General features: G+C 60.5%; 20 protein-coding genes, 1 tRNA gene and 1 rRNA gene. 11 read left to right on the top strand and 11 right to left on the bottom strand.

The features are described 5' to 3' along the window. Positions 1–5: 5 nt before the first annotated feature. Entirely contained in the window at positions 6–944 is a 939-nt protein-coding gene (locus ACRCJM_RS01435; RefSeq protein WP_431463519.1) for a DUF808 domain-containing protein, read from the top strand. A gap of 358 nt (positions 945–1302) precedes the next feature. Here ACRCJM_RS01435 and ACRCJM_RS01430 read toward each other — a convergent pair. Beyond that, positions 1303–1386 (bottom strand) — tRNA-Leu (locus ACRCJM_RS01430). Between the two features lie 317 nt (positions 1387–1703). Between ACRCJM_RS01430 and ACRCJM_RS01425 the strand changes: the two genes are divergently transcribed. Genes ACRCJM_RS01425 through pknB form a run of 7 tightly spaced genes read left to right on the top strand, consistent with a single transcriptional unit; the run spans position 1704 to position 11383 of the window. Continuing rightward, positions 1704–2531: an FhaA domain-containing protein gene (locus tag ACRCJM_RS01425; RefSeq protein ID WP_431463518.1), complete on the top strand. Its 828-nt coding sequence runs from the start codon at positions 1704–1706 to the stop codon at positions 2529–2531. A gap of 3 nt (positions 2532–2534) precedes the next feature. Further along, positions 2535–3038: an FHA domain-containing protein FhaB/FipA gene (locus tag ACRCJM_RS01420; protein ID WP_431463517.1), complete on the top strand. Its 504-nt coding sequence runs from the start codon at positions 2535–2537 to the stop codon at positions 3036–3038. A 3-nt stretch (positions 3039–3041) separates the two neighbouring features. Beyond that, on the top strand, positions 3042–4781 hold the full coding sequence (locus ACRCJM_RS01415; protein ID WP_431463516.1) for a PP2C family protein-serine/threonine phosphatase: 1740 nt from the start codon (positions 3042–3044) through the stop codon (positions 4779–4781). Next, entirely contained in the window at positions 4781–6232 is a 1452-nt protein-coding gene (locus ACRCJM_RS01410; protein WP_237207692.1) for an FtsW/RodA/SpoVE family cell cycle protein, read from the top strand. The genes ACRCJM_RS01415 and ACRCJM_RS01410 overlap by 1 nt, the downstream gene beginning before the upstream one ends. Next, positions 6225–7667: a peptidoglycan D,D-transpeptidase FtsI family protein gene (locus ACRCJM_RS01405; protein ID WP_431463515.1), complete on the top strand. Its 1443-nt coding sequence runs from the start codon at positions 6225–6227 to the stop codon at positions 7665–7667. Before ACRCJM_RS01410 ends, ACRCJM_RS01405 begins: the two co-directional genes overlap by 8 nt. Then, complete coding sequence (locus tag ACRCJM_RS01400; protein ID WP_431463514.1) at positions 7664–9391, top strand: protein kinase domain-containing protein; 1728 nt, start codon at positions 7664–7666, stop codon at positions 9389–9391. The genes ACRCJM_RS01405 and ACRCJM_RS01400 overlap by 4 nt, the downstream gene beginning before the upstream one ends. Before the next feature lie 27 nt (positions 9392–9418). After that, positions 9419–11383 (top strand): Stk1 family PASTA domain-containing Ser/Thr kinase, encoded by a 1965-nt coding sequence (pknB, locus tag ACRCJM_RS01395; protein WP_431463513.1) that lies wholly within the window; start codon positions 9419–9421, stop codon positions 11381–11383. An 85-nt stretch (positions 11384–11468) separates the two neighbouring features. On the opposite strand, the gene ACRCJM_RS01390 is transcribed toward pknB, so the two are convergent. From ACRCJM_RS01390 to ACRCJM_RS01380, 3 genes are all read right to left on the bottom strand, one after another. Next, positions 11469–12110 carry an aminodeoxychorismate/anthranilate synthase component II gene (locus ACRCJM_RS01390; RefSeq protein WP_377128272.1) on the bottom strand — a complete coding sequence of 214 codons (642 nt, stop codon included), beginning with the start codon at positions 12108–12110 and terminating at the stop codon, positions 11469–11471. A gap of 64 nt (positions 12111–12174) precedes the next feature. Continuing rightward, positions 12175–12336 (bottom strand): hypothetical protein, encoded by a 162-nt coding sequence (locus ACRCJM_RS01385; protein ID WP_185173726.1) that lies wholly within the window; start codon positions 12334–12336, stop codon positions 12175–12177. A gap of 33 nt (positions 12337–12369) precedes the next feature. Further along, positions 12370–13164: a class E sortase gene (locus ACRCJM_RS01380; RefSeq protein ID WP_431463512.1), complete on the bottom strand. Its 795-nt coding sequence runs from the start codon at positions 13162–13164 to the stop codon at positions 12370–12372. Positions 13165–13295: 131 nt separating this feature from the next. On the opposite strand from ACRCJM_RS01380, the gene ACRCJM_RS01375 reads away from it, so the two are divergent. Further along, positions 13296–13571, top strand: a complete 276-nt coding sequence (locus ACRCJM_RS01375; RefSeq protein WP_237186461.1) for a cell division protein CrgA — start codon at positions 13296–13298, stop codon at positions 13569–13571. 9 nt (positions 13572–13580) lie between these two features. Further along, the gene (locus tag ACRCJM_RS01370) at positions 13581–13766 is read left to right on the top strand and encodes a long-chain fatty acid--CoA ligase (protein ID WP_135012635.1); all 186 of its coding nucleotides are present in this window, start codon (positions 13581–13583) and stop codon (positions 13764–13766) included. Between the two features lie 35 nt (positions 13767–13801). Here the strand turns inward: ACRCJM_RS01370 and ACRCJM_RS01365 are convergent, their stop codons facing one another. The 3 genes from ACRCJM_RS01365 to ACRCJM_RS01355 form a co-directional block, all read right to left on the bottom strand. Further along, positions 13802–14800, bottom strand: a complete 999-nt coding sequence (locus tag ACRCJM_RS01365; RefSeq protein ID WP_431463511.1) for an arsenic resistance protein — start codon at positions 14798–14800, stop codon at positions 13802–13804. Positions 14801–14980: 180 nt separating this feature from the next. Beyond that, on the bottom strand, positions 14981–15520 hold the full coding sequence (locus tag ACRCJM_RS01360; protein WP_237207699.1) for a YceI family protein: 540 nt from the start codon (positions 15518–15520) through the stop codon (positions 14981–14983). Between the two features lie 117 nt (positions 15521–15637). Further along, a complete protein-coding gene (locus tag ACRCJM_RS01355) occupies positions 15638–16552 on the bottom strand; it encodes a LysR family transcriptional regulator ArgP (protein WP_431463510.1) in 915 nt (304 codons plus the stop codon). Positions 16553–16622: 70 nt separating this feature from the next. Between ACRCJM_RS01355 and ACRCJM_RS01350 the strand changes: the two genes are divergently transcribed. After that, positions 16623–17246: a LysE/ArgO family amino acid transporter gene (locus ACRCJM_RS01350; protein WP_431463509.1), complete on the top strand. Its 624-nt coding sequence runs from the start codon at positions 16623–16625 to the stop codon at positions 17244–17246. 43 nt (positions 17247–17289) lie between these two features. Here ACRCJM_RS01350 and ACRCJM_RS01345 read toward each other — a convergent pair whose 3' ends face one another. The 4 genes from ACRCJM_RS01345 to ACRCJM_RS01330 all read right to left on the bottom strand — a co-directional run. Beyond that, entirely contained in the window at positions 17290–18465 is a 1176-nt protein-coding gene (locus ACRCJM_RS01345) for a type II toxin-antitoxin system HipA family toxin (RefSeq protein WP_431463508.1), read from the bottom strand. Then, positions 18462–18668, bottom strand: a complete 207-nt coding sequence (locus ACRCJM_RS01340) for a helix-turn-helix transcriptional regulator (RefSeq protein ID WP_135012647.1) — start codon at positions 18666–18668, stop codon at positions 18462–18464. Before ACRCJM_RS01340 ends, ACRCJM_RS01345 begins: the two co-directional genes overlap by 4 nt. Before the next feature lie 126 nt (positions 18669–18794). Further along, a complete protein-coding gene (locus ACRCJM_RS01335; protein ID WP_431463507.1) occupies positions 18795–20021 on the bottom strand; it encodes a hypothetical protein in 1227 nt (408 codons plus the stop codon). A 205-nt stretch (positions 20022–20226) separates the two neighbouring features. Further along, positions 20227–20339, bottom strand: a 23S ribosomal RNA gene (locus tag ACRCJM_RS01330); the annotation flags it as partial.

Here is a 20339-nt window from a genome sequence, read left to right as displayed (position 1 = left end):
TTTCTATGGCCGGTGGTTTAGCGGCTCTCTTAGATGACGTAGCGGCCCTCGCCAAGCTGGCAGCCGCCAGCGCGGACGACGTAGCAGCGGCAGCTGGCCGCGCCAGCGTGAAGGCAGCCGGTGTGGTGGTGGACGACGCCGCCGTCACCCCGCAGTACGTACGCAATATCGAACCCAAGCGCGAGCTGCCCATCATCAAGAAAATTGCGGTAGGGTCCCTGCGCAACAAGCTGGTCTTCATTCTTCCTGCAGCCCTGCTGCTGAGCCAGTACCTGCCCTGGATGCTCACCCCCCTGCTCATGCTGGGCGGCACCTACCTCTGCTTCGAGGGCGCCGAAAAGGTCATCGAGATGTTCTCGAAGAAGGAGCACGCCGAGGAAGAAACCCCCGCGGTGGTGCAGGGTGAGGACGCCGAGAAGAAAATTATCTCGGGGGCTGTGCGCACCGACTTCATTTTGAGCGCCGAAATCATGGTGATTGCCCTGAACGAGGTTGCTTCTGAGGGCTTCTGGGCCCGCGCCGCTATTCTGGCTGTGGTCGGTATCGGCATTACCCTGCTGGTGTACGGTGCTGTGGGTCTGCTGGTCAAGATGGACGACATCGGCCTGGCGATGGCTCAGCGTGAATCTGCCGGGGCGCAGAAGTTTGGCATGGGCCTGGTGAAGGCTATGCCCGTGGTCATGAACGTTATTTCTGTCGTGGGTACGTTCGCCATGCTCTGGGTCGGTGGCCACATTATTCTGCTGGGTCTTTACGATATGCACTGGTGGGAGGCTCCCTACCAGTTCGTGCACCACCTTGAGGAGTATGGCCACCACCTGCCCGCCCTGGGCGGAGTAGCAGCCTGGCTGATCAACACCTTCTGCTCTATGGTGATTGGCCTGATCTGGGGCAGCATTATTGCCGCTGTGGTCCACTTCTTGCCCGGCAAGAAGCACCACTAGGCTTTGTAGCTTCTCGTGTAGGGGTTCTACGGGCTCACGCTCGCCCCTATGAACCCCTCCCCCTAGTTTGTACCGTGCCCTGCCCGCTTTTGACGCTAAAAGTGGGCAGGGCACGGTACATTTCAAAAGCAACTGTGGCACTGACCGCCAAATGTGGCGCTGGCACCGCCACATTTGGCGGCTGTCGGCACATATACCTTCTGGCCAGTGCCGGGGAGGCGATCAAGAGTGCCTACACCCACCGTGGCGCCCAGCTGCCGGGCAAACGCGCATCACAGAAGCGCCACAGCCCCATTTTCAGGCACGAAAAACCCGCTCCCCCTAGCTCTCACTAGAGGAAACGGGTTTTTCTTCACCGTGCGCAAGGGGGGACTTGAACCCCCACGATCTTGCGATCACTGGCACCTGAAGCCAGCGCGTCTGCCAATTCCGCCACTTGCGCATTATTCATTTTTTATCGTTGCTAAATGAGCAACGAAGATAACTATACACACACCTCCAAGAAGATGTCCAACCGCTCTTAAGTGTCCTCAACCACACACAAGCCTATAAGGCACCTAAAACCGGCGCGCGGGCGTCCGCTCCCCACCCTAGAACCCGTGAGATAGCAGGGCTTTACCAGGTTTTCCCGGGGAGTTTTTACGGTTATCCACTAGACTAGAAGCTTAGGCTGTGCGCACACCCTGCGCAGCGAATCAGCTCGAGCACCCGCAGAACACGGCGCGGTGCGCCCGTAGTTTTGTGTTGAAGGAGGCAAGCATGGGGTTCATCGACAGACTTGAACAGGGCCTAGAAAAGGCCGTGCGTGGCACCTTCAGCAAGGGCGGCACTTTTGAGCCGGTAGATATTGCAAACAGGCTCCGCACCGAGATGGACAATAAGGCTTTCTCCGTCTCCTCCGGGCGCACTATTGCCCCCAATAACTTCACCGCTGAGTTCTCAGCCAGCGACTTCTCACGAGCCCAGCAGTGGGGTGTGCCCCTGGCTGAAGAGCTCTGCGACGTGGTCATCCGCCACGCCCGCGACCAGGGCTACTCCCTGCGCGGGGCTGTGCGCGTGACCTTCTCGCTCAACAACGAGCTTGAACCGGGCAGCTTCGACATCACCAGCGCGGTGAAGAAGATGCAGGCCCCGCAGGACGAGGCCGCCCCGGCCCCTGCCCCTCAGGCAGCACCTGCCCGCCCGGCGTCCGCGCCCCAATCAGTTCCCACGCGCATCACCCGCCCGGCAGCGCCACCGCGCACCGAGCCGGTGCCCGCCCACCAGCTACCGCAGTCTCGCCGCCCTGCCCCCACCCCCCAGGTGGTGCTCGACATCAACGGCGAGCGCGTTGTGGTGCGCGATTTGCCGGTCACCCTGGGGCGTGGCTCCAGCGCAGATATCACCGTTGAAGATACGGGTGTCTCACGCCGCCACCTCGATATTGTGGAGCAAGATGGCACCTACCTGGCGGTTGATTTGGGGTCCACGAACGGTTCTTACCTCGACGGTAAGCGCCTGCACGGCCGGGCTGAGCTGCGTAACGGTTCTGTGATTGAGATGGGCCGGGCCCGTATTGTTTTCCGTCTGATGGTTCGTAAGGGGTAGCTTGTGGCATCTGAAATTACCGTGACGGTTTTGCGTTTTGCCTTTTTGGGCCTGCTGTGGCTGTTTATTTTTATGGTTCTTGCCGCGTCGCGCCGCGACCTGGGTGTGGGGCGTAATATCCGCACTGCGCGGGCTCAGTTTGAGGACGCCGCTGTTGATGCGCCGGTTGCTCCTGCGACTCCCGCCCACCCGGCGCCGGCGGCTGCCCCTCCGGCGCGTCCGTCTCTGCTGACGATTGTGGACGGTACCCAGGCCGGGGCTACCATGCGCCTGGGCGATAGCCCGGTGACGATTGGCCGCGCCACCGATATTGAGGTGTCTTTGCAGGACGACTACGCTTCGGGTCGCCACGCCCGCCTCTTCCCGCAGGGGTCGCGCTGGTTCCTTGAAGACATGGGCTCAACCAACGGAACCTTTGTGGGCGATACCCGTCTGACCCGAGCTACTCCGATTGAGGCTGGTCAGCCCTTCCGGGTAGGACGTACCACTATGCAGCTGAAAGCCTAGTGCATGAGTATCGCTTTCCGTTTTGCGGCCCGCTCCGATGTGGGGCGAGTGCGCTCTAAAAACGATGACTCGGGGTATGCGGGCCATTACCTGGCGGTTGTTGCCGACGGTATGGGCGGGCATGTGGGCGGCGACGTCGCGTCGGCGACCACGGTGCTTGATTTGACCCCTCTTGACCGGGCAGGTTTTGAGGGTAATGCCGGGGTGTACCTGGCTGATGAGATCGTGAATGCCAATATCATCATGAATGAGCTGGTGGCGCTGAACCCGCGTTTGGCGGGTATGGGTACCACCTGCACGGCTCTGCTGATTGATGGCGACCGTATTGAGATGGCCCATATTGGTGACTCGCGCGCCTACCGCCTGCGTGACGGCGTGTTTGAGCAGGTCACCACCGACCACACCTTTGTGCAGCGCCTGCTGCAAGAGGGGCGTATTAGCCCCGAGGAAGCTGAGGCCCACCCGCACAAGAACGTGATTATGCGCGTCTTGGGCGATGTTGATGCCTCCCCCGAGCTTGAACTTCGCACCCTGGACGCCGTGGTGGGCGAAAAGTGGGTGCTGAGCTCTGACGGCCTGGACGCCGTGGTGCAGGTAGCTGAGATTGAGGCGGTCATGCGCTCCACCGGCGACCTGCAGCAGGTGGTCGATATTCTGACCGACATGACCCTGGAACGCGGCGCCCCCGACAACGTGACCGTGGTGGCCCTGCAGGTCATTAGCGAGGATTCCCTATCTGCGGCGATTACCGCCCCGCAGCCGATTATCCCGGTGCGCAAGTACGGTAAGGACGGCGAGCTGGTGGGGGTTTACCCCACCGTGGAGCAGGAGGCCGCTGAGCCCGCCTCTAGCGACAGCGAGGCCGAAGGGGCGGACGCCGGGGAAATATTCGACGAGGACGGCGAGCACCGCGCCCCCTGGCGCCGCCGCATGCCCCAGCACGCCAAGATGCGCAACGCCCTGCGCCACGGCAAGTGGCGCGGTGAATCCTTCACCGACGGCGTGCTCAACACGATGACCGTCAAGGCCGGGGTGGACGCCGCACCCCCCGCCAGCGGTGAGGGGGAGGACGAGCCGACCCCGGCGTCCGTCCTGCGCCATGAGCTTTCAGAGCGCCCCCACGACCTGGTGGGAGCTGCCGCCAATGCCACCCAGACCGGCATGATTCCGGCAGTCACGGCCCGCACCGCCCAGAACATCAGCACCCTCTCGCAGCAGCAGACCACCCAGACCCTGGAGCCTGCCAAGCTGCCCGAAGAGTACCGGGTTGCCCTGAGCAACGAGGTAGCTCCGTCACCGCACCGCTGGCCCATGCGCATCTTCGTGGCTGCCCTAACCCTAGCTGTACTGGTGGCCAGCGCCTGGAGCTTCTTCGCCTGGACTAAGACCCAGTACTACGTGGGCGTTAAGGACGACCACGTGACGGTGTTCAACGGCATTAACCAGTCCCTGGGGCCGGTCAGCCTGCACACCGTGGTTGATGAGACCGATATTGAGGTCAGCTCCCTGCCGGAGTTCTCCCAGTCGCTCCTGCACAGCACCATCACCGCCACCAGCCAGGACGAGGCTGAGCAGATTGTGCAGAACCTGCGCGACCAGCTGCCGCCTACAGTTGCCCCGGGAACCGTGACCACGGTGGCTCCTACCCCGAGCGCCTCTGCCAGTGCCTCGGGTGAGCCGACCCCGCTGTCCGAAACCAGCCCAACACCCGATACCAGCACAACTACCCAGGGAGGTAACTAGTGAGCGCTTCATCTGCCGCATCTGCGGTTGAGCTGCCCCGCTCCCGCCGACTGACCGAACTGGTTCTCACCGTGCTCGCGGTGTTGCTCTGCCCTGCTTCCATGTACCTGGTAGACCCCGAAGCGGCCCTGGAGAACCGCATGTGGGTACAGGCTCTTACCGTTCAGGGTGTGGGTGCCCTGGTGCTGCATGCCGTTATGTATATGCGGGCCCGCTACGCCGACCCCTTTATTCTGCCGATTGCGGTGGCTCTCAATGGGCTGGGTCTAGCCATGATCTACCGTATCGACCTGACCACCACCGCTAACGCGGGGGCGGCCCAGCTCATGTGGACCGGCGTAGCCATGATTGCTTCAGCCGTGGTGCTCTTCTTCCTGCGCGACCACCGGGTACTGCGGAAGGTCACCTATATCTCTCTGGCTGCCTCGATTGTGCTGCTCCTGCTGCCGCTGTTACCGGTCATCGGTACCGAAATTAACGGTGCCCGCATCTGGATTTCACTCGGCGGCCGCACCTTCCAGCCCGGTGAAGTCGCCAAGATTACCCTGGCTATCTTCTTCGCCGGTTACCTCTCAACCCACCGCGACCTGATCATGCTGGCCGGTAAGCGCATCGGCCCGGTACGCCTGCCCCGATTCAAAGACCTGGCTCCCATGTTTATCGCCTGGTTTGTCTCGCTAGCGGTGCTGGTTTTCCAGCGCGATTTGGGCTCGGCTATCCTCTTCTTCGGCATCTTCCTGGCCATGCTCTTCCTGGCAACCGGAAGCCTCACCTGGGTTGCCCTGGGCCTGCTCTTTGTAGCTGCCGGCGGCGTGCTGGCCTACAACTACATCTCTCACGTCTACTACCGCATCAACTCCTGGGTGCACGCTTTTGACCCCGAAATCTACAACCAGCCCCTGGGTGGCTCGGGTCAGATTGTGCAGGGCCTCTTTGGCTTGGCCTCTGGCGGCCTGTTCGGACGCGGCTGGGGCAACGGACGACCCGACCTCGTCTCGTATTCCAACTCAGACATGATTATCACCGCCCTCGGTGAAGAGCTGGGCCTGCTAGGTCTGGGAGCGATTCTTATGCTCTTCCTACTGCTGGTCTCCCGCGGTTTCCGCGCGGCCCTGGGCACCCGTGATGCCTTCGGTAAGCTCCTAGCCGCCGGTTTCTCAGCCCTCATCGTGATTCAGCTCTTCGTGGTCATTGGCGGCGTCACCCGCCTGATTCCGCTGACCGGCCTCACCACCCCCTTCATGTCCGCCGGTGGCTCCTCCCTACTCTCGAACTGGGTCATCGTAGCCATCCTGCTTGCCATCTCCCACACCGCCCGTGCCCCGCACGTGGTAGAAGAGTTCGACGAGGCAGACAGCATCGACTACGAGGGCTACGAGCCCGAGGGCGCCACGTCCGTCATTTCTAGAATTACCGAAACCAACCGTTCAGGAGGTGCTCGCGGTGAATAAAGCTATCCGCCGGGCATGGATCGCTGCGGCCTGCGTCTTCGTGATGCTGCTGGGCACCCTGACCTATATCCAATTCTTTGACGCTAAAAACCTGCAGGCCAACGCCTGGAACTCCCGCACCCTCTACGAAAGCTACGGCTCCCAGCGCGGGTCCATTGTGGTTGACGGCGTAGAAATCGCCTCGTCCGTAGAGTCGAACGACGGCTACGCCTTCCAGCGCACCTACTCCCAGCCCGAGCTCTACGCGGGGCTCACCGGCTACTTCTCGTCCATCTACGGGGCAACCGGCCTGGAAGCTGCCATGAACGACCAGCTCTCGGGCAACTCCGACGCCCAGTTCTACGACCGCCTGGCCCAGATGTTCACCGGCAACACCGCCCAGGGGGCCAGCGTAGAGCTGACCATCGACAGCGAGCTCCAGCAGCTGGCCTACGACCTGCTGGACGGCCACAAGGGCTCTATCGTGGCCCTCAACCCCAAGACTGGCGAAATCCTGGCTATGGTGTCCACCCCCTCCTACGACCCCAACACCCTCTCGTCCCACAACGCCGAATCGGTGCTGGCCCAGTACGCGGCCCTCAATGAGGACGCCAACCACCCGCTCTACAACCGCGCTATCGCGGGCGACACCTACGCCCCCGGCTCACCCTTCAAAATTATTGACGCCGTAGCCGCCCTCGAATCGGGTAAATACAATGCAGACTCGGTGATCCCCAACCCGCAGAACCTGACCCTGCCGAACACCACCGTCACCCTGCCCAACTACACCGGCAGCCAGTGCTCAACCCGCACGTCCGCCACCATCGAGTGGGCCCTGGCGCAGTCCTGCAACACCCCCTTTGCCCAAATTGCTATGGACCTGGGCGAAGAAACCATCGCCCAGACCGCAAGCAACTTTGGCTACGGGCAAGGCCTCCAGATTCCCCTGACCGTGTCACAGTCGGTCTTCCCGACCAACATGGAAGACAGCCAGCTAGCACAGGCGTCTATTGGTCAGTACGATGTGAAGACCACCCCTTTGCAGGTTGCCATGATGAGCGCAGCTATCGCGAACGACGGTGTGCAGATGAAACCCAACCTGATTAGGTCGGTTAAGTCTCACAATCTCAGCTCGCTGTACGAGTTCTCAGCTGAGGAGCTACGACGCTCCACCTCAGCCGATATCGCTAACCAGGTAACAGAGTGGATGGTAAACGGCGTGAGCAACGGTATCGCCTCGGGCGCCGCGGTGAGCTGGGTCCAGGTAGCCGGTAAAACCGGTACCGCTGAAATTGGAGACACAGGGTTGAACAACTCCTGGTTCACCGGTTTCGCTCCAGCGGACGACCCGCAGGTAGCTATCGCGGTAGTCTATGAAGGTGTAGACGTCACAACAGGGGCGCAGCTTGCTGCTCCCGCAGGTAAACAACTTTTTGAGGCGGTGTTGAACAAGTGAGGCCTTCGGTAGATGTGACTCTTGGTGGTCGCTACACCCTGACCGAGCGTATCGCGATTGGCGGTATGGGCGAGGTCTGGAAGGCGCGCGATAAGGTCTTGGGCCGTACCGTCGCCGTAAAAATTCTGAAAGAGGAATACACGGGCGACCCCGGCTTCCTGGAGCGCTTCCGCGCCGAAGCCCGCCACACCGCCCTGCTCAACCACCCCGGCGTCGCTAATGTCTTTGACTACGGCGAAGAGGACGGCTCTGCCTACCTGGTCATGGAACTCGTACCCGGTGAGCCGCTGTCTAACATCATTGAGCGCGACAAGCAGCTACCTGCTGACCGCATCCTCAACATCATGGCGCAGACCGCCCGCGCCCTGGCAGCCGCCCACGCCCAGGGTCTCGTGCACCGCGACGTGAAGCCCGGCAACCTGATTATCACTCCGGACGAGCGAGTGAAGGTCACCGACTTCGGTATCGCCCGCCTGGCTGACCAGGTACCCCTGACCGCCACCGGCCAGGTCATGGGCACCGCCCAGTACCTGGCGCCCGAGCAGGCAACCGGCCAGCAGGCCACCCCCTCCTCAGACATGTACTCCCTGGGCATCATCGGCTACGAGTGCCTGGCAGGCAAGCGCCCCTTCACCGGCGAATCGCAGATCGCCATCGCCCTGGCACAGGTCAACGATCCGCCGCCGCCCCTGCCCAAGGACGTCCCCGCCCCCGCAGCAGCGCTCATCATGTGCCTGCTCTCCAAGGACCCAGCGGACCGCCCCGAGACCGCCACTGCGCTGGCGTCCGCTATCGACGCTATCCGCCGCCGCAACATCCCGGCTGCCATCAAGGCTGTACCACCCCTGGGCAAGTTCCTGCCCCAGGGGGCAGATACCCAGGCCACCCAGGTCATGACGGCTCCCACCGCCGTGGCTCCCGCAGCGGCCCGGTTTGGCTCAGGAGCCCACTACGAACCCGAGCCCACCACCGCCCGTGTACCCAGCGCCCCGGCCGCTGCCGCCTACCCGGCAGCCGAGCCCCCGGCAAAGAAGAAGAGCCCCTGGGGCTGGGTGTCCCTGGTGCTTGCCCTGCTCCTCATTGCCGCGGTCGTCTGGTTTGTACTAGCTGGTAGCAACCGCTCCAGCACTACCGGCGACAGCACCCCCACTGCCTCGGGTACCGTCTCAACCGTCAGTGTCTCACCCACCCCCAGTGCCAGCGAAACCAGCACCGAGAAAACCCGGGTAGAGATTGACTCAGCCTCCTTCGAGGGCCGACCCCTCGATGAAGTCGTCAACGAACTCACCGCCATGGGCTTCTCAACCCGCACCACCGGCGTCACCTCCGACTCCGCGGTAGACACTGTGCTCTCCGTTTCACCTACCGGTAGCGTAGAAGTGGGCGAAACCATTACCGTGCAGTACTCCACCGGCCCCAAATCAGTGACCCTACCCAGTAATCTGGAGGGTACAGACTCTGAAGAGGCCATCAACGCGATTACCGCCCTCGGCGTGAACGTGCAGATTCACTTTGAAGAAAGCAGCAGTGCCCGCGAAGGCACCGTGCTCCGCACCAGCCCCACCTCGGGGTCCCGCGTTGAGGTAGGGAGCAGCGTAGACGTCTACGTGGCCAAGGCCCCCGCAGCCAGTGCATCGGCATCCGCATCGTCGAGCGCCTCAGCATCACAGTCAACCACCGGCTCCGATTCAGCCTCACCGAGTGCTGATTCAACCGGCAACTAAACTCCACCGGAAATGATGGGTGAATACATGGACCAGCAGGTTCCTGAAACTATCGATCAGCGCTACGAGGTCGGGGCCGTTATCGGCTCCGGCGCCATGGCGACCGTCTACGAGGCGGTTGATACACGCCTGGGGCGCAAGGTTGCGCTCAAGGTTCTACGGACTGAGCATGCTCAGGACGTCATCTTCCGCGCCCGTTTTCAGCGCGAGGCAGAGGCCGTTGCGGCCCTCAACCACCGCTCTATCGTGGGTGTCTACGACACCGGCTCCTTCGATATTCAGGTAGGTAGCTCCGAGGTATCTGTGCCCTTCATGGTCATGGAGCTGGTTCAGGGCACCACCCTACGCGACGCCATGTCTCGCGGCGAGGTCGACCAGGCCCAGGCCCTAGCCTACGGTGTGCAGATTCTTGAGGCTCTCGACTACAGCCACAGCGCAGGTATCGTGCACCGCGATATCAAGCCCGCCAACGTCATGATTCTGCCCCAGACGGCAGAGGACCGTGAGCTGGGCGAGCCCGGTCAGATTAAGGTCATGGACTTCGGCATTGCCCGCGCCGCCGAAGAAGCCGGTGATGCCCTCACCAAGGCCAACACGGTCATGGGCACCGCCCGCTACATCTCCCCCGAGCAGGCCCGCGGCGAGACCGTCGATGCCCGCAGCGATGTCTACTCGGCTGCCTGCGTGGTGTACGAGATGCTGGCTGGGCGTTCACCGTTTGACGCCCCCACCAACGTAGAACTGGCCGGTAAGCACCTGAGCGAGACCCCTCAGCCTCCCAGCGCCTTCGCCTCAGAAGAAGTCTCCCCTGCTCTCGATGCCGCTGTGCTCAAGGGCCTGGCCAAGAACCCTGCCAGCCGTTACCAGAGCGCCGGCGAATTCGCGTCCGCCCTCAAAGATGCCCAAAGCGGCATACTTACCGGTAGCGACCAGGACCCCACCGAAGCAACCACCGCTTTCGGTGCAGCTGCCCTGGGCGCAGGCGCCGCAGCAGGCGCTGTCGCCGCCACTCCTCGCGAAACCGAAGAAGCCGGCATTGGCAGCTTCTTCGACAACGCCCAGTCTGAATACACCGACGAAGAACTCTACGGTTACGGCTACGGTCAGGACCCGGCTAAGGCCCGCAAAAAGCGCCGCCGCAGCGCCTGGAGCAAGGCTCTCACCACTATGCTCATCCTCCTGCTGGCAGCTTTCGGTGTAGGCTCTGTGCTCTACTACCAGGCCAAGCTCAACGAGGTTCCCGTGCACGTGGTTCCTGCGGTTCAGGGGCTCACCAAGGAAGAGGCTGAAACCCAGCTGCGTAACCTGAACTTCGCGCTCAAGTTCGAAGAAGAGCACTCCGACACCATCCCCAAGGGTTCAGTTATCAAGACCTCCCCCGTGACCGGCCTCGAAGCTGAAGAGGGCAGTGAGATTGTTGTGACGGTATCGTCCGGCCCGGCTGTACTAACCGTGCCCGCCAACCTTGAGGGCCAGAGTGAACAGTACGTGCGTGAGACTCTCACGAACGCTGGCTTCGTGCCCGGCCGCACCACCACCGTCAACAGCCCCACCATCCCCGCGGGCATGGTTGTTGGTGTAACCCCCGGCTCCGGTGAACAGGCCGATGCCGGCGCGACCATCGATATCATTCTCTCCAACGGTAAGGTTGAGGTCCCCAGCCTGGTCGGCCTGAGCCGCGATGCCGCTATTGCAGCACTGACCGCATCAGATACCCTGCTGAGCACCAATATCGAAACCGTCACCACCACCGCCCAGCCCGCTGGCACCGTTATCTCACAGAGTGCCGCTGCCGGAACCCTGATTGAGCAGGGTTCAACCGTGACTATTCGCGTGGCGGTTGCCCCTGTGGCAACCAGCGCCCCCAGTGCGGCAGCTACTACCGCACCGAGTGCAGCGGCTACGGCCCAGGCCACCCAGCCTGCCGCTACGGCCACTGCCCAGGCAACCCCGAGAGCAGCAGCGAGCGCAAGCGGTAACAACAACGACTAGGTCGTGCTCAACCTATAAGAAAGCCGCCCTCCCCACGTGGGGAGGGCGGCTTTCTTATAGGGGTTTTTGGGCTATCAAGCTGGTGTTAGGCTGCCGGTTCGATGAGGGGAGAGAGGGTCGCACCCAGGGCTGCGGCCCCTTCTAGGCCTACTTCTTCGAGCCAGTTACCAAGCATGAGGTAGCCACCTTCTGTAAGTACCGATTCGGGGTGGAACTGTACACCGTGCAGGGGGGCGGTAACGTGGCGCAGGCCCATGATGATGCCGTTATCGGTGCTGGAAGTAACCTCTAGCTCAGCGGGCAGGGTGGCAGGTTCAACGGCGAGGGAGTGGTAGCGGGTGGCGGTGAAGGGGCTGGGCAGGCCCTTGAAGACTGACTGGCCGGTGTGGACCAGCTGGGATGTCTTACCGTGCATGAGCTCGGGGGCGTGACCCACTACCCCGCCGAAGGCTTCGGCGAGGGCCTGGTGGCCCAGGCAGACGCCGAGCAGGGGCTTGTTAGCAGTCTTGGCCCATTTGATGACGTCGATAATGACGCCCGCCTCGGCAGGGTTGCCGGGGCCGGGCGAGACGAGCACGCCGTCGTGATCTTGGGCGAGGGCGATGGTCTCGTCAAGAGTCAGTTCGTCGTTACGGATAACGGTGGTTTCAGCACCTAGCTGCTGGATGTAACCGACCAGGGTGAAGACGAAGCTGTCGTAGTTATCGATGACGAGGATTTTGGTCATGGCACCTGCCCTTTCGTGATGGTGTCTTGATTCTATCGCACGGAGCGGGGCGGGCGTCCGGTGCTTATTGCTCTATGGTCACGTCGGTGTTGAAGGGGCTGTATTCGGCGAAGTGGGGGAAGACGTATTCCATGAGCAGGTAGACGGCGGCAGCTATGAGGGCAATAGCGATGATGATGCGAAGCCACAGGGGGCCGGGTAGGTGACGGAAAATCCAGGCGTACATGGGGCTCCTTGGGGTGGACGGCGGTGGTTGGCTTTAGCCGGCGATGGCGGCGATTTCTTCGGGGGCACCGGCTTCAGCTGGCTGCCAGCTGACGAATTCGGCATGAACGATGTAGCGTTCGGTATCGCCGTAGCGGGGGTGGCAGCTGGTGAGGGTGAGTAGGCGGCGTTCTGCCTCGGCGAGGGGCGCTTCGGGCTGGTCGGGGTTAGGGGCGATGACCTCTATCTGGGTGGGGAGCACAATCTTGTGTTCGTAGACCCGGTAGGTGTAGTAGCCCTCGGCGGTGCGCACGTAGATGTTGTCGCCGTTTTGGAGCAGGTCGATATTATCGAGCACTGCACCGTTGGTTTGGCGGTGACCTGCTAGGGCGAAGTTGCCGTATTCACCGGGCATCTGGCTGCTGGGGTAGCGCCCCAGGCCCAGAGTGTCGAGCACGTCGGTACCTACACCTTCGGCGAGGGGCCGGGCGTAGTTTTGGCCCAGGCGGGGAATGTAGACCACGCCGTAGGCCTGCCCGTAGGCAGGCGGGGTGGCAACCGGTGGGTTGGCGGGGTCATAGTCGGGTACGACGTTTTCGGACGCCGCCCCCTCGGTCTTCTCCCCCTGGCCGGTGGTAGCAGGGCCGGGGCGTCCGCTGCCGCTGTTGAATTCTTGGATGAGACTGTCGACGGCCTGCTGCTGGGTGCGGTTGGCGTCGATGTTGGTCCACCAGAGCTGCCAGGCGACGAACAGGAGCAAGATAAGGCCCGCCGTAATCAGAAGTTCACCGACGATTTGGATAACCCATTGCAGGGGGGTGCGGCTAGCGGTGGGGGCTGCTGTGGTCACATCTCACCTCGGCGTGGGACGGTTGCGGGGGACTGTTTAATGTTAGAACTTTTTCAGGTAGTACGGTTAAAATCGTCTCTGACCGTATATTTTGTAAACTGCCGGGAGCGTGCTCCCCTACTGGAGGAAAAGTGGCTGAGTCGAAGTCTATTCGTGACGAGGATTTTGAAGAGGCGGAGCTACGCCGCGTTGCTGAGTCGATGTACAGCGACGATGACTTCCCGTCGCCGACCCCCCTCTGGTATCGCGTGATTATGTTCGCCATGATTGTGATTGGCGTGCTGTGGATTATTACCTTCTACATTTCCCAGTCGGTGTACCCGATTCCGGGTATCGGTAACTGGAATATCGGTATCGGCATTGGCTTCATGATGGTGGGTCTGGTTATGACCACCCGCTGGCGCTAGGGTGCCGTTGTGGCTGAGAAGAAACCTGAGACAACCAACCCCTCGAACCTAGCGCCGGTTGATCCGAACGAGACGCTGGAGCAGCGCGCCGATATTCGTGCCGCCCGGTTTGAGACCAAGCTGCGCCGGTGGGCGCTGTTTGGTGTGGTTGCCGCTGTGGCTATTTATTTTGTGTGGCAGGCGGTGGCGGGCTAGGCGTCCGCTCCCCTTCCTCTATCCCCGTTACCGGCCTACGGTAGCGGGGATTTTTGTGTGCGGTAGAGGGCAACCAGCACGGTAAGGGCTAGGAGCTCTACCAGGGTTTGGGTGAGTACCGCCAGGGGCATGAGGGCGGACGCCGGTTCGTCGGCTAGGGCGGTTGATAGGCCGAGGACCAGGGGCAGTATCACGAGGGCATTCCGTGTGACGGCTGAAAAGGTGAGGGCGACCCGCTCGGGTGCGGGCAGGACCCTGCCCCAGCGTCGCAGGAGGGAGCTAGAAAGCAACCCCATACATATAGCGTATAGGGCATATAAGCATGCCAGGGGCATAAGATACGAGGCGAGCTGGGTGACGTGAACAGCATGAGCGGCCGGGGTGAGAGCAAGCACCAGCACCATCAGCGGCACCATTAAAACACTTGCTGCATCTTCAGAATATCTCTGCAGGTGCCCACCTACTCCCTGGATAAGGGCCGCGCCCAGCAGGGGGACTACCACCACCACCAGGGCGGCTACCAGCTGCGGCAGGGCCTGCCAGAGTGTGCCGTCAGCCAGAAAATCATCCCGCCAGATACCGGCGGAACGGAAGAGCAGAAGCCACAGGGGAATAAGGCACATCTGCGCCAGGAGCAGGAGCGGGGTGCACGACAGGAGGCGCACATGGGCGCCTCCCGCAAGACCGGTAAAGGTCACTACATAATCTACACAGGGTGCCAGGAGCACAAGTGCTGCGGTAAACACCAGAAGATCAGGCACCTGAGGCACAAACCGGTGAAGCCCCAGCAGAAGTAGCGCCACCACCAGGGGTGCTAGAAGAAAGTTGAGAGCCAGCAGGGTTTTAGTAAAACCGGTGAGCGCCCCGGGTTCCAAAAGGCCGCGGAGCGGAATCGTTAGGAAGGTGGCCAGGAGCAGCACACCAAGGGCCGGGGTAACCAGCGGCTGAGCAAGACCCGCAACCCCCGGCACAAAGGACGCCGCAAGCCCCACTGCCAGGGCAAGCAGGTAGAGCACCACCTGGTGTCTCTCCATGAAGCTGACCACGAGCATCCTTTCCCTTAAAGCAACCTACCCTCCCCTACTGTAAGGCAGGGAAGGGCAGGGCTACACAACACCTATCAGCTCGAGTTCAGCTGATTTTGCACCTTGGCTTGGGTATATGCCTCAAGCAGTGTGCTTTATCTCGTCAGCGTTCTCACGCTGGGAGTCTGATTACGCTTCGGGAGCGGTGAAGGCTACATCGAGGTTGATGACGACCTTATCTGAGACCAGCACGCCACCGGCTTCAACTGCGGCGTTCCAGGTGATGCCGAAGTCCTTGCGGGAGATGGTTGCTGAGACAGATGCGCCGGCGCGGGTAACACCGAAGGCGTCAACGACTGCACCGGTGAATTCGCCGGTGAAGGTGACGGGGCGGGTTTCGCCCTTGATGGTGAGGTTACCTGCGATGGTCAGGTCTTCGCCGTCGAGGTCGAAGGAGGTTGACTCGAAGGTCATGGTGGCGTGGGCGTCTGCATCGAAGAAGTCTGCGCTGCGCAGGTGGCCGTCGCGATCAGCGTTATTGGTGTTAACAGATGCGATCTGTGCGGTTGCCTTGATGGTGGAGTCTGCGATGTTGTCAGCGATGACGAGCTGGGCGTCGACCTGTTCGAAGGTGCCGCGCACCTTGGTGATGCCTGCGTGGCGGACGGTGAAGCCTACCTCTGAGTGTGCTGAGTCGTAGTTCCAGGTGCCTGCGGTGAGTTCTGCCATGATTATGCCTTTCAAGCGGTACGGTTTGTTTTCAACAGTTATTACTTTACAAGTAAAGTTTTACTCGTGCAAGCTGTGCGGTAAAAAATTTTACAAAGAAAATTTTAGCCGGCGGGGCTATCGCAGAACCCCTTCACCCGCAGCTGCCGCGTACACCCGTTCGCTCAGCCGGGCGAGCACGGGGGAGCTGATGTTCCAGTGCTGCCAGTAAAGTGGCACATCAACCGGCTGGGGGGCGAGCTCCACCAGGTCACCGGAGGCAAGGGCGTCAAGGGCCTGTACCTCCGGCAGAATACCCCAGGCGATACCACCCAGGACGGCCCGCGCGTAGTCGGGTGAGCTGGGCAGGTAGATGGTGGGTGAGCTCTGCCAGGAGTCAGGTTCCACCGAGAAGCGGTCGAGCAGCAGGCCCCGGGCGGACGCTAGCCCGAAGTCCTTGCGGTCAAACTCCACCACCGGCGCAAGTGCCAGCTGCTCAGCGGTGACCTGCGGGTAGGCGGGAAAGTAGCGCGCCAGGTAGTCGCGGGAGGCAACCACGCGGTAGCGGATATCACCCAGCTTCTCAACGGAGCAACCGGCGATAGGTTCGGGGCGCGATGTCAGGGCAGCCATCACCTCACCCGACCGCAGCAGGGCGGACGAGTGGTACTCGGCTTCTCGGCGCACGTCGCAGAAGATGCGGTCGCGGGCGGCCAGTTCTGCAACGGCCGAGAGGAACCAGGTGGCTAGGGAGTCGGCGTTGACGGCCACAGCTACGCTCTGCCCCTCTTCACTACCGCCCAGTTCACGCTCCATTTCTGCGTGCAGGAATTCGCTTTGCCGGGCAATACGCAGGACGCTTTGCCCCGACTCGGTGGGAGCCACCGGGTTAGTGCGCTTGAGGAGTACCCGCCCGGCCAGCTGTTCCATTGCCTTGATGCGTTGTGAGATGGCAGAGGCGCTGACGCCCAAAATATCGGCGGCTGCGTCGAAGGTGCCGTATTCAATGACGGTGACGAAGGTTTGGAGCTGGTCGGTCGTAAAGCGCATCATAAGAACATCTTATGCTATTGAAGTTTCATTAGATAGCTTTATGAATGCTGGTCACCTACGATAGATTCTCGTGACTATCGCAGAAATCCTCCCCCACGTCCTCTTTGGCATCGGCACCTCGCTCTCACTCATTGTGGCTATCGGTGCCCAGAACGCCTACGTACTCAAGCAGGGCATCATCGGCAAGTTCATCTGGCCCATTGCCATCTTCTGCATTCTTTCTGATGCCCTGCTCATCGGCTTGGGAGTGCTGGGAATCGGCTCCCTGGTGGACTCAGCCGCCTGGGTACTGGAGATTCTGCGCTGGGGTGGCGGAGCCTTCCTCGTCATCTACGGTGCCATGGCTGCGAAACGTGCTCTGCGGCCGTCCGCTATGAAGGTCACCAGCGAAGACTCCGGGCCGCAGACCCTGGGGAAGGCCCTGCTCATTGCTGCTGCCATGACCTACCTCAACCCCCACACCTACCTCGATACCTTTGTTCTCATTGGTGGCATTGCGGCGCAGCAGGGCGACTACCGCTGGCTTTTTTACGCGGGCACGGTAGCAGGCAGCGCCATCTGGTTTACCCTCCTGGCCTCATGTAGCCGCTTCCTGCGTCCTATTTTTGCTAGCCCCCGCGCCTGGCGCGTGCTGGACGCCGGCATCGCCGCCCTCATGTTCTTCCTGGCCTACAAGGTCATGTTCGGACACTAAGGCACCTGCCCGACCTGTAGGTAGGTATCTGAAGTTTTTATCTCTACGCGTCTTGCTCCAGCTCGTAACGCCGAAAACGCAACTCGCGCTGGGCACCCCGCACGGACGAGCCCTCTAACCCAATCGCACCCCAATCCACAGAAACAGCAGCCGTGAGGGCAAGACGATGAGCAGACACCGCAGCTTTTAGGGGCAGACCAATGGAGTCAGCTAACTCCAACCAATGTCGGCGACGCAGGTTGCGCGTCTGCCCTGCTACAGGTAAAGCCAAAGAGTTATCACCATAAACCAGGGTGCACGGCACGTCATAGATTGGGGCCACCTCCCAACCGCCGCGAGCAGTCTCAAGCACGCCAATATTTTTACCGTGAAGGTCACCGTTGCCCGTTAGCCACGCATAAACAAACTGCAGGTAGAGATTCCGCCTCGCAATAAGTGGTGACACAGCAAGGTCAGCTAAAGCCGATATAACGCGCTCTGTCTCAAGAGAGTACTTTTGCGCCGGGTGCACGCCTAGAACCTGAGTAGAGTCCTCAAAAGCATAGCGCGCACCCCCTTCACCACGATCAAAACGAGATATCCAAAGGCCCTCCACACCCAAAGAATCACAGACCAACTGAGCCGATGCAACAGGCAGCTTCAATACTTGAGCTGCTCGCAGATGGGCGTATTCATTCTGAACGAGTTGGGGGTAGCTACCAGGATTTACTTTCACCAGGGCACTGGTGCCATCGCCCCCAGTAGCCGTCGCTGTCATCATTTGAGCGCTAGCCTTAGCCTGAACTCCGGGCAAGGCATGAGAATCAACTGCAACAAAGAGTTGAGAGAAATCAAGGGTTTCAGGATTACCAACAAGCAGAGCTGGAGTTTCAGATGGCAGCTGACCTGCGGGGACAACCTGGATATTACCCGGGGTGTCTTGCCCAACAGCTAGAAGAAGCGTAAACTCATCGTCCAGACTGGTTTTAGTAGCTGCTCTCAGTAGGGTAAGACGATATCCTTCTGGAAGAAGTCCGGCAAAAAAAGCGGGGAGGGCACCCGCAGGCGAAACCAACGGGGGCGCATCTAGTGGAAGAGTAGTTGCTACCGGACGCCCTCGATAACCGGGTTTGTAAGAAAAAGTTACTGTCCCTTGTTGGTCTTTCGTGAGGTGTGCGGCAAGAGTACCTGCCACGTATACGTCCGCAGCCCTCACACCTTTATAATCTTCAGGAATCATACGGACCTAGCAACCTCAAGATGAACCCCAACGGCAGCCGCAACCGCAAGTACCGTCGAGAACGAGGGCCCCGAGCGCCCTTTCTCAATATCCCGAACCGTGCGGTCACTGACCCCAACCAGTTCGGCCAACTCAAGCTGAGTAAGACGAAAGTGTCTACGGGCATCTCGAATAGCTGCACCTACAACTACTGCCGTCTCCACCACTTCACCTTTCGGAAGAATTATTCTGAAATGTACTTTCTTGCCTTCATTCTAAGCTGATTTAGCAAAAAACAGAAGAATTGTTCTGAATATAGAGCTGTGTTCGCTTGTCTCACTGCGGCACTTCTACTTCGTGCGAGCCCGGTAGATATTTCGCACCATCACCGTGCGCCGCACCCGGCCAATGGCAGGCTCCAAGAACTCCTCTGCATACCGGGAATCCGTGCTAGTCTGCGCAGCAAAGTTAAGAGCAGCAAAAGCCCCCAACACCATCGACACCTTCACCAGAACGTCCGTAAACGGAAACTGCACACCCAAGAGGGTCACCTTAGAGGCCTCAAAACCCAGCCAGCTCGTAATGGTGGCATCAGGGATAGCGATCGTGCCAAACCAAACAAAAAACAGAAAAACGACCCCGGCAAAAAGTACAGCCTGAATCATCTGCACCACAATCGGAAGAAGCACCAGGTTATTCCACTCGCCCCACCTAAAATCAGCCGGACGGCCCAAGCCCGCAGCGGGCAAATTTTCAAGCTCATGACGCCACCTGTCCCCAGCCTGCAGAGCAGCACCCGCGTACTCGGCGTCCGTAAACTCCTCCACCTTATCCCCTTTACGGGCACCCAGCAGCCGGCGGGTCTTCTCGGTTACTGTCGACGAAACAACCAGAAAGCTCAGCACCGTCAGGATAGCCACAACCTGCAGAGTACGCTGCATACTCAAAGCCGCAGCCACACGCCAGATATCGCCGTTTACAAAAAAGAAGAGCACGGCAATCATGAGCACCGGCAGCACCTTGACCACCATGCTTGAAAGGGCAGCCAGCTCCTTCACAATCTGCCGAAGCGCCCAGTAGCACAGGGAATCCAGACCCAGGTAAACAGCTAGGAGCGTAGCTCCCAGAATCCAGAGCACATCACCGGCAGCAAAGGCGTCAGCAACATCTGCCAGCCCTATCCAGCGGGCAGTCTGCGGCAGCATGGAGAAAGCCGCTAGAGGCAGAAGCAACGCACCAATCAAGGTTTGGCGCCAGAAGGGCAGGGGCGCTAGTACACGCGATACCGCCCAGGGTACAACCAGAAGCAGAAGGGGCGGCACGAGGGCTAGGGCAATGAAGATGGGCGTCAGGACGCTGTCTGGCACGTCTACCGGCACACCTCCGTCCTGCGCCTCAACATCAAGCTGGGCTAGGCCCCACAGCAGAGCAAGATAGGTGAAGAAGGAAACTATAAGCCAGGCAGAAAGCGGGGCGGAACGGGCGAGAGTCCATCGCGCACGCTCTCGCGCAGGGATAACTAGCGGAGCCCCGGCGGCTCTGAACCAGGTGTGTACTTCTTGCTCGGTGAGTGTCATACTCTGATTCTACGGGCTGAGCTGAGGGGTATTTTTAACCGCACAGTATATAAAATATTTGTTCTATTTTTATAAAAAGCAGTTTTTGGGTACAAAAAAGCGAGGGGTTCTAGAGCGTTAGCTCTAGAACCCCTCGCTGATTCAACCCTTGGGTTGTTATCTCAAAACCATACAGTGGACGCAAACAAAACAAACATACCTAGAAAAGTGTAAGCCTTCGGACTATTAGTACCAGTCAACTCCACGGGCATTCCCCGCGTCCATACCTGGCCTATCAACCCCATCATCTATAGGGATCCTCACACAGCCAAAAGGCTG

This window comes from Rothia sp. L_38, from assembly GCF_050689125.1.
Classification (GTDB): Bacteria; Actinomycetota; Actinomycetes; order Actinomycetales; family Micrococcaceae; genus Rothia.
Note: the sequence above shows the minus strand (reverse complement) of the source record. Positions and strands in the feature narration are given on the sequence as shown.

What these genes read in the sequence shown, in the direction of transcription:
- ACRCJM_RS01355 (WP_431463510.1), bottom strand. Translation starts at nt 16,552, where the DNA reads ATGATGCGCTTTACGACCGACCAGCTCCAAACCTTCGTCACCGTCATT.
- ACRCJM_RS01360 (WP_237207699.1), bottom strand. Translation starts at nt 15,520, where the DNA reads ATGGCAGAACTCACCGCAGGCACCTGGAACTACGACTCAGCACACTCA.
- ACRCJM_RS01365 (WP_431463511.1), bottom strand. Translation starts at nt 14,800, where the DNA reads ATGGAGAGACACCAGGTGGTGCTCTACCTGCTTGCCCTGGCAGTGGGG.
- ACRCJM_RS01415 (WP_431463516.1), top strand. Translation starts at nt 3,042, where the DNA reads ATGAGTATCGCTTTCCGTTTTGCGGCCCGCTCCGATGTGGGGCGAGTG.
- ACRCJM_RS01435 (WP_431463519.1), top strand. Translation starts at nt 6, where the DNA reads ATGGCCGGTGGTTTAGCGGCTCTCTTAGATGACGTAGCGGCCCTCGCC.
- ACRCJM_RS01385 (WP_185173726.1), bottom strand. Translation starts at nt 12,336, where the DNA reads ATGTACGCCTGGATTTTCCGTCACCTACCCGGCCCCCTGTGGCTTCGC.
- ACRCJM_RS01390 (WP_377128272.1), bottom strand. Translation starts at nt 12,110, where the DNA reads ATGACCAAAATCCTCGTCATCGATAACTACGACAGCTTCGTCTTCACC.
- pknB (WP_431463513.1), top strand. Translation starts at nt 9,419, where the DNA reads ATGGACCAGCAGGTTCCTGAAACTATCGATCAGCGCTACGAGGTCGGG.
- ACRCJM_RS01345 (WP_431463508.1), bottom strand. Translation starts at nt 18,465, where the DNA reads ATGATTCCTGAAGATTATAAAGGTGTGAGGGCTGCGGACGTATACGTG.
- ACRCJM_RS01335 (WP_431463507.1), bottom strand. Translation starts at nt 20,021, where the DNA reads ATGACACTCACCGAGCAAGAAGTACACACCTGGTTCAGAGCCGCCGGG.
- ACRCJM_RS01425 (WP_431463518.1), top strand. Translation starts at nt 1,704, where the DNA reads ATGGGGTTCATCGACAGACTTGAACAGGGCCTAGAAAAGGCCGTGCGT.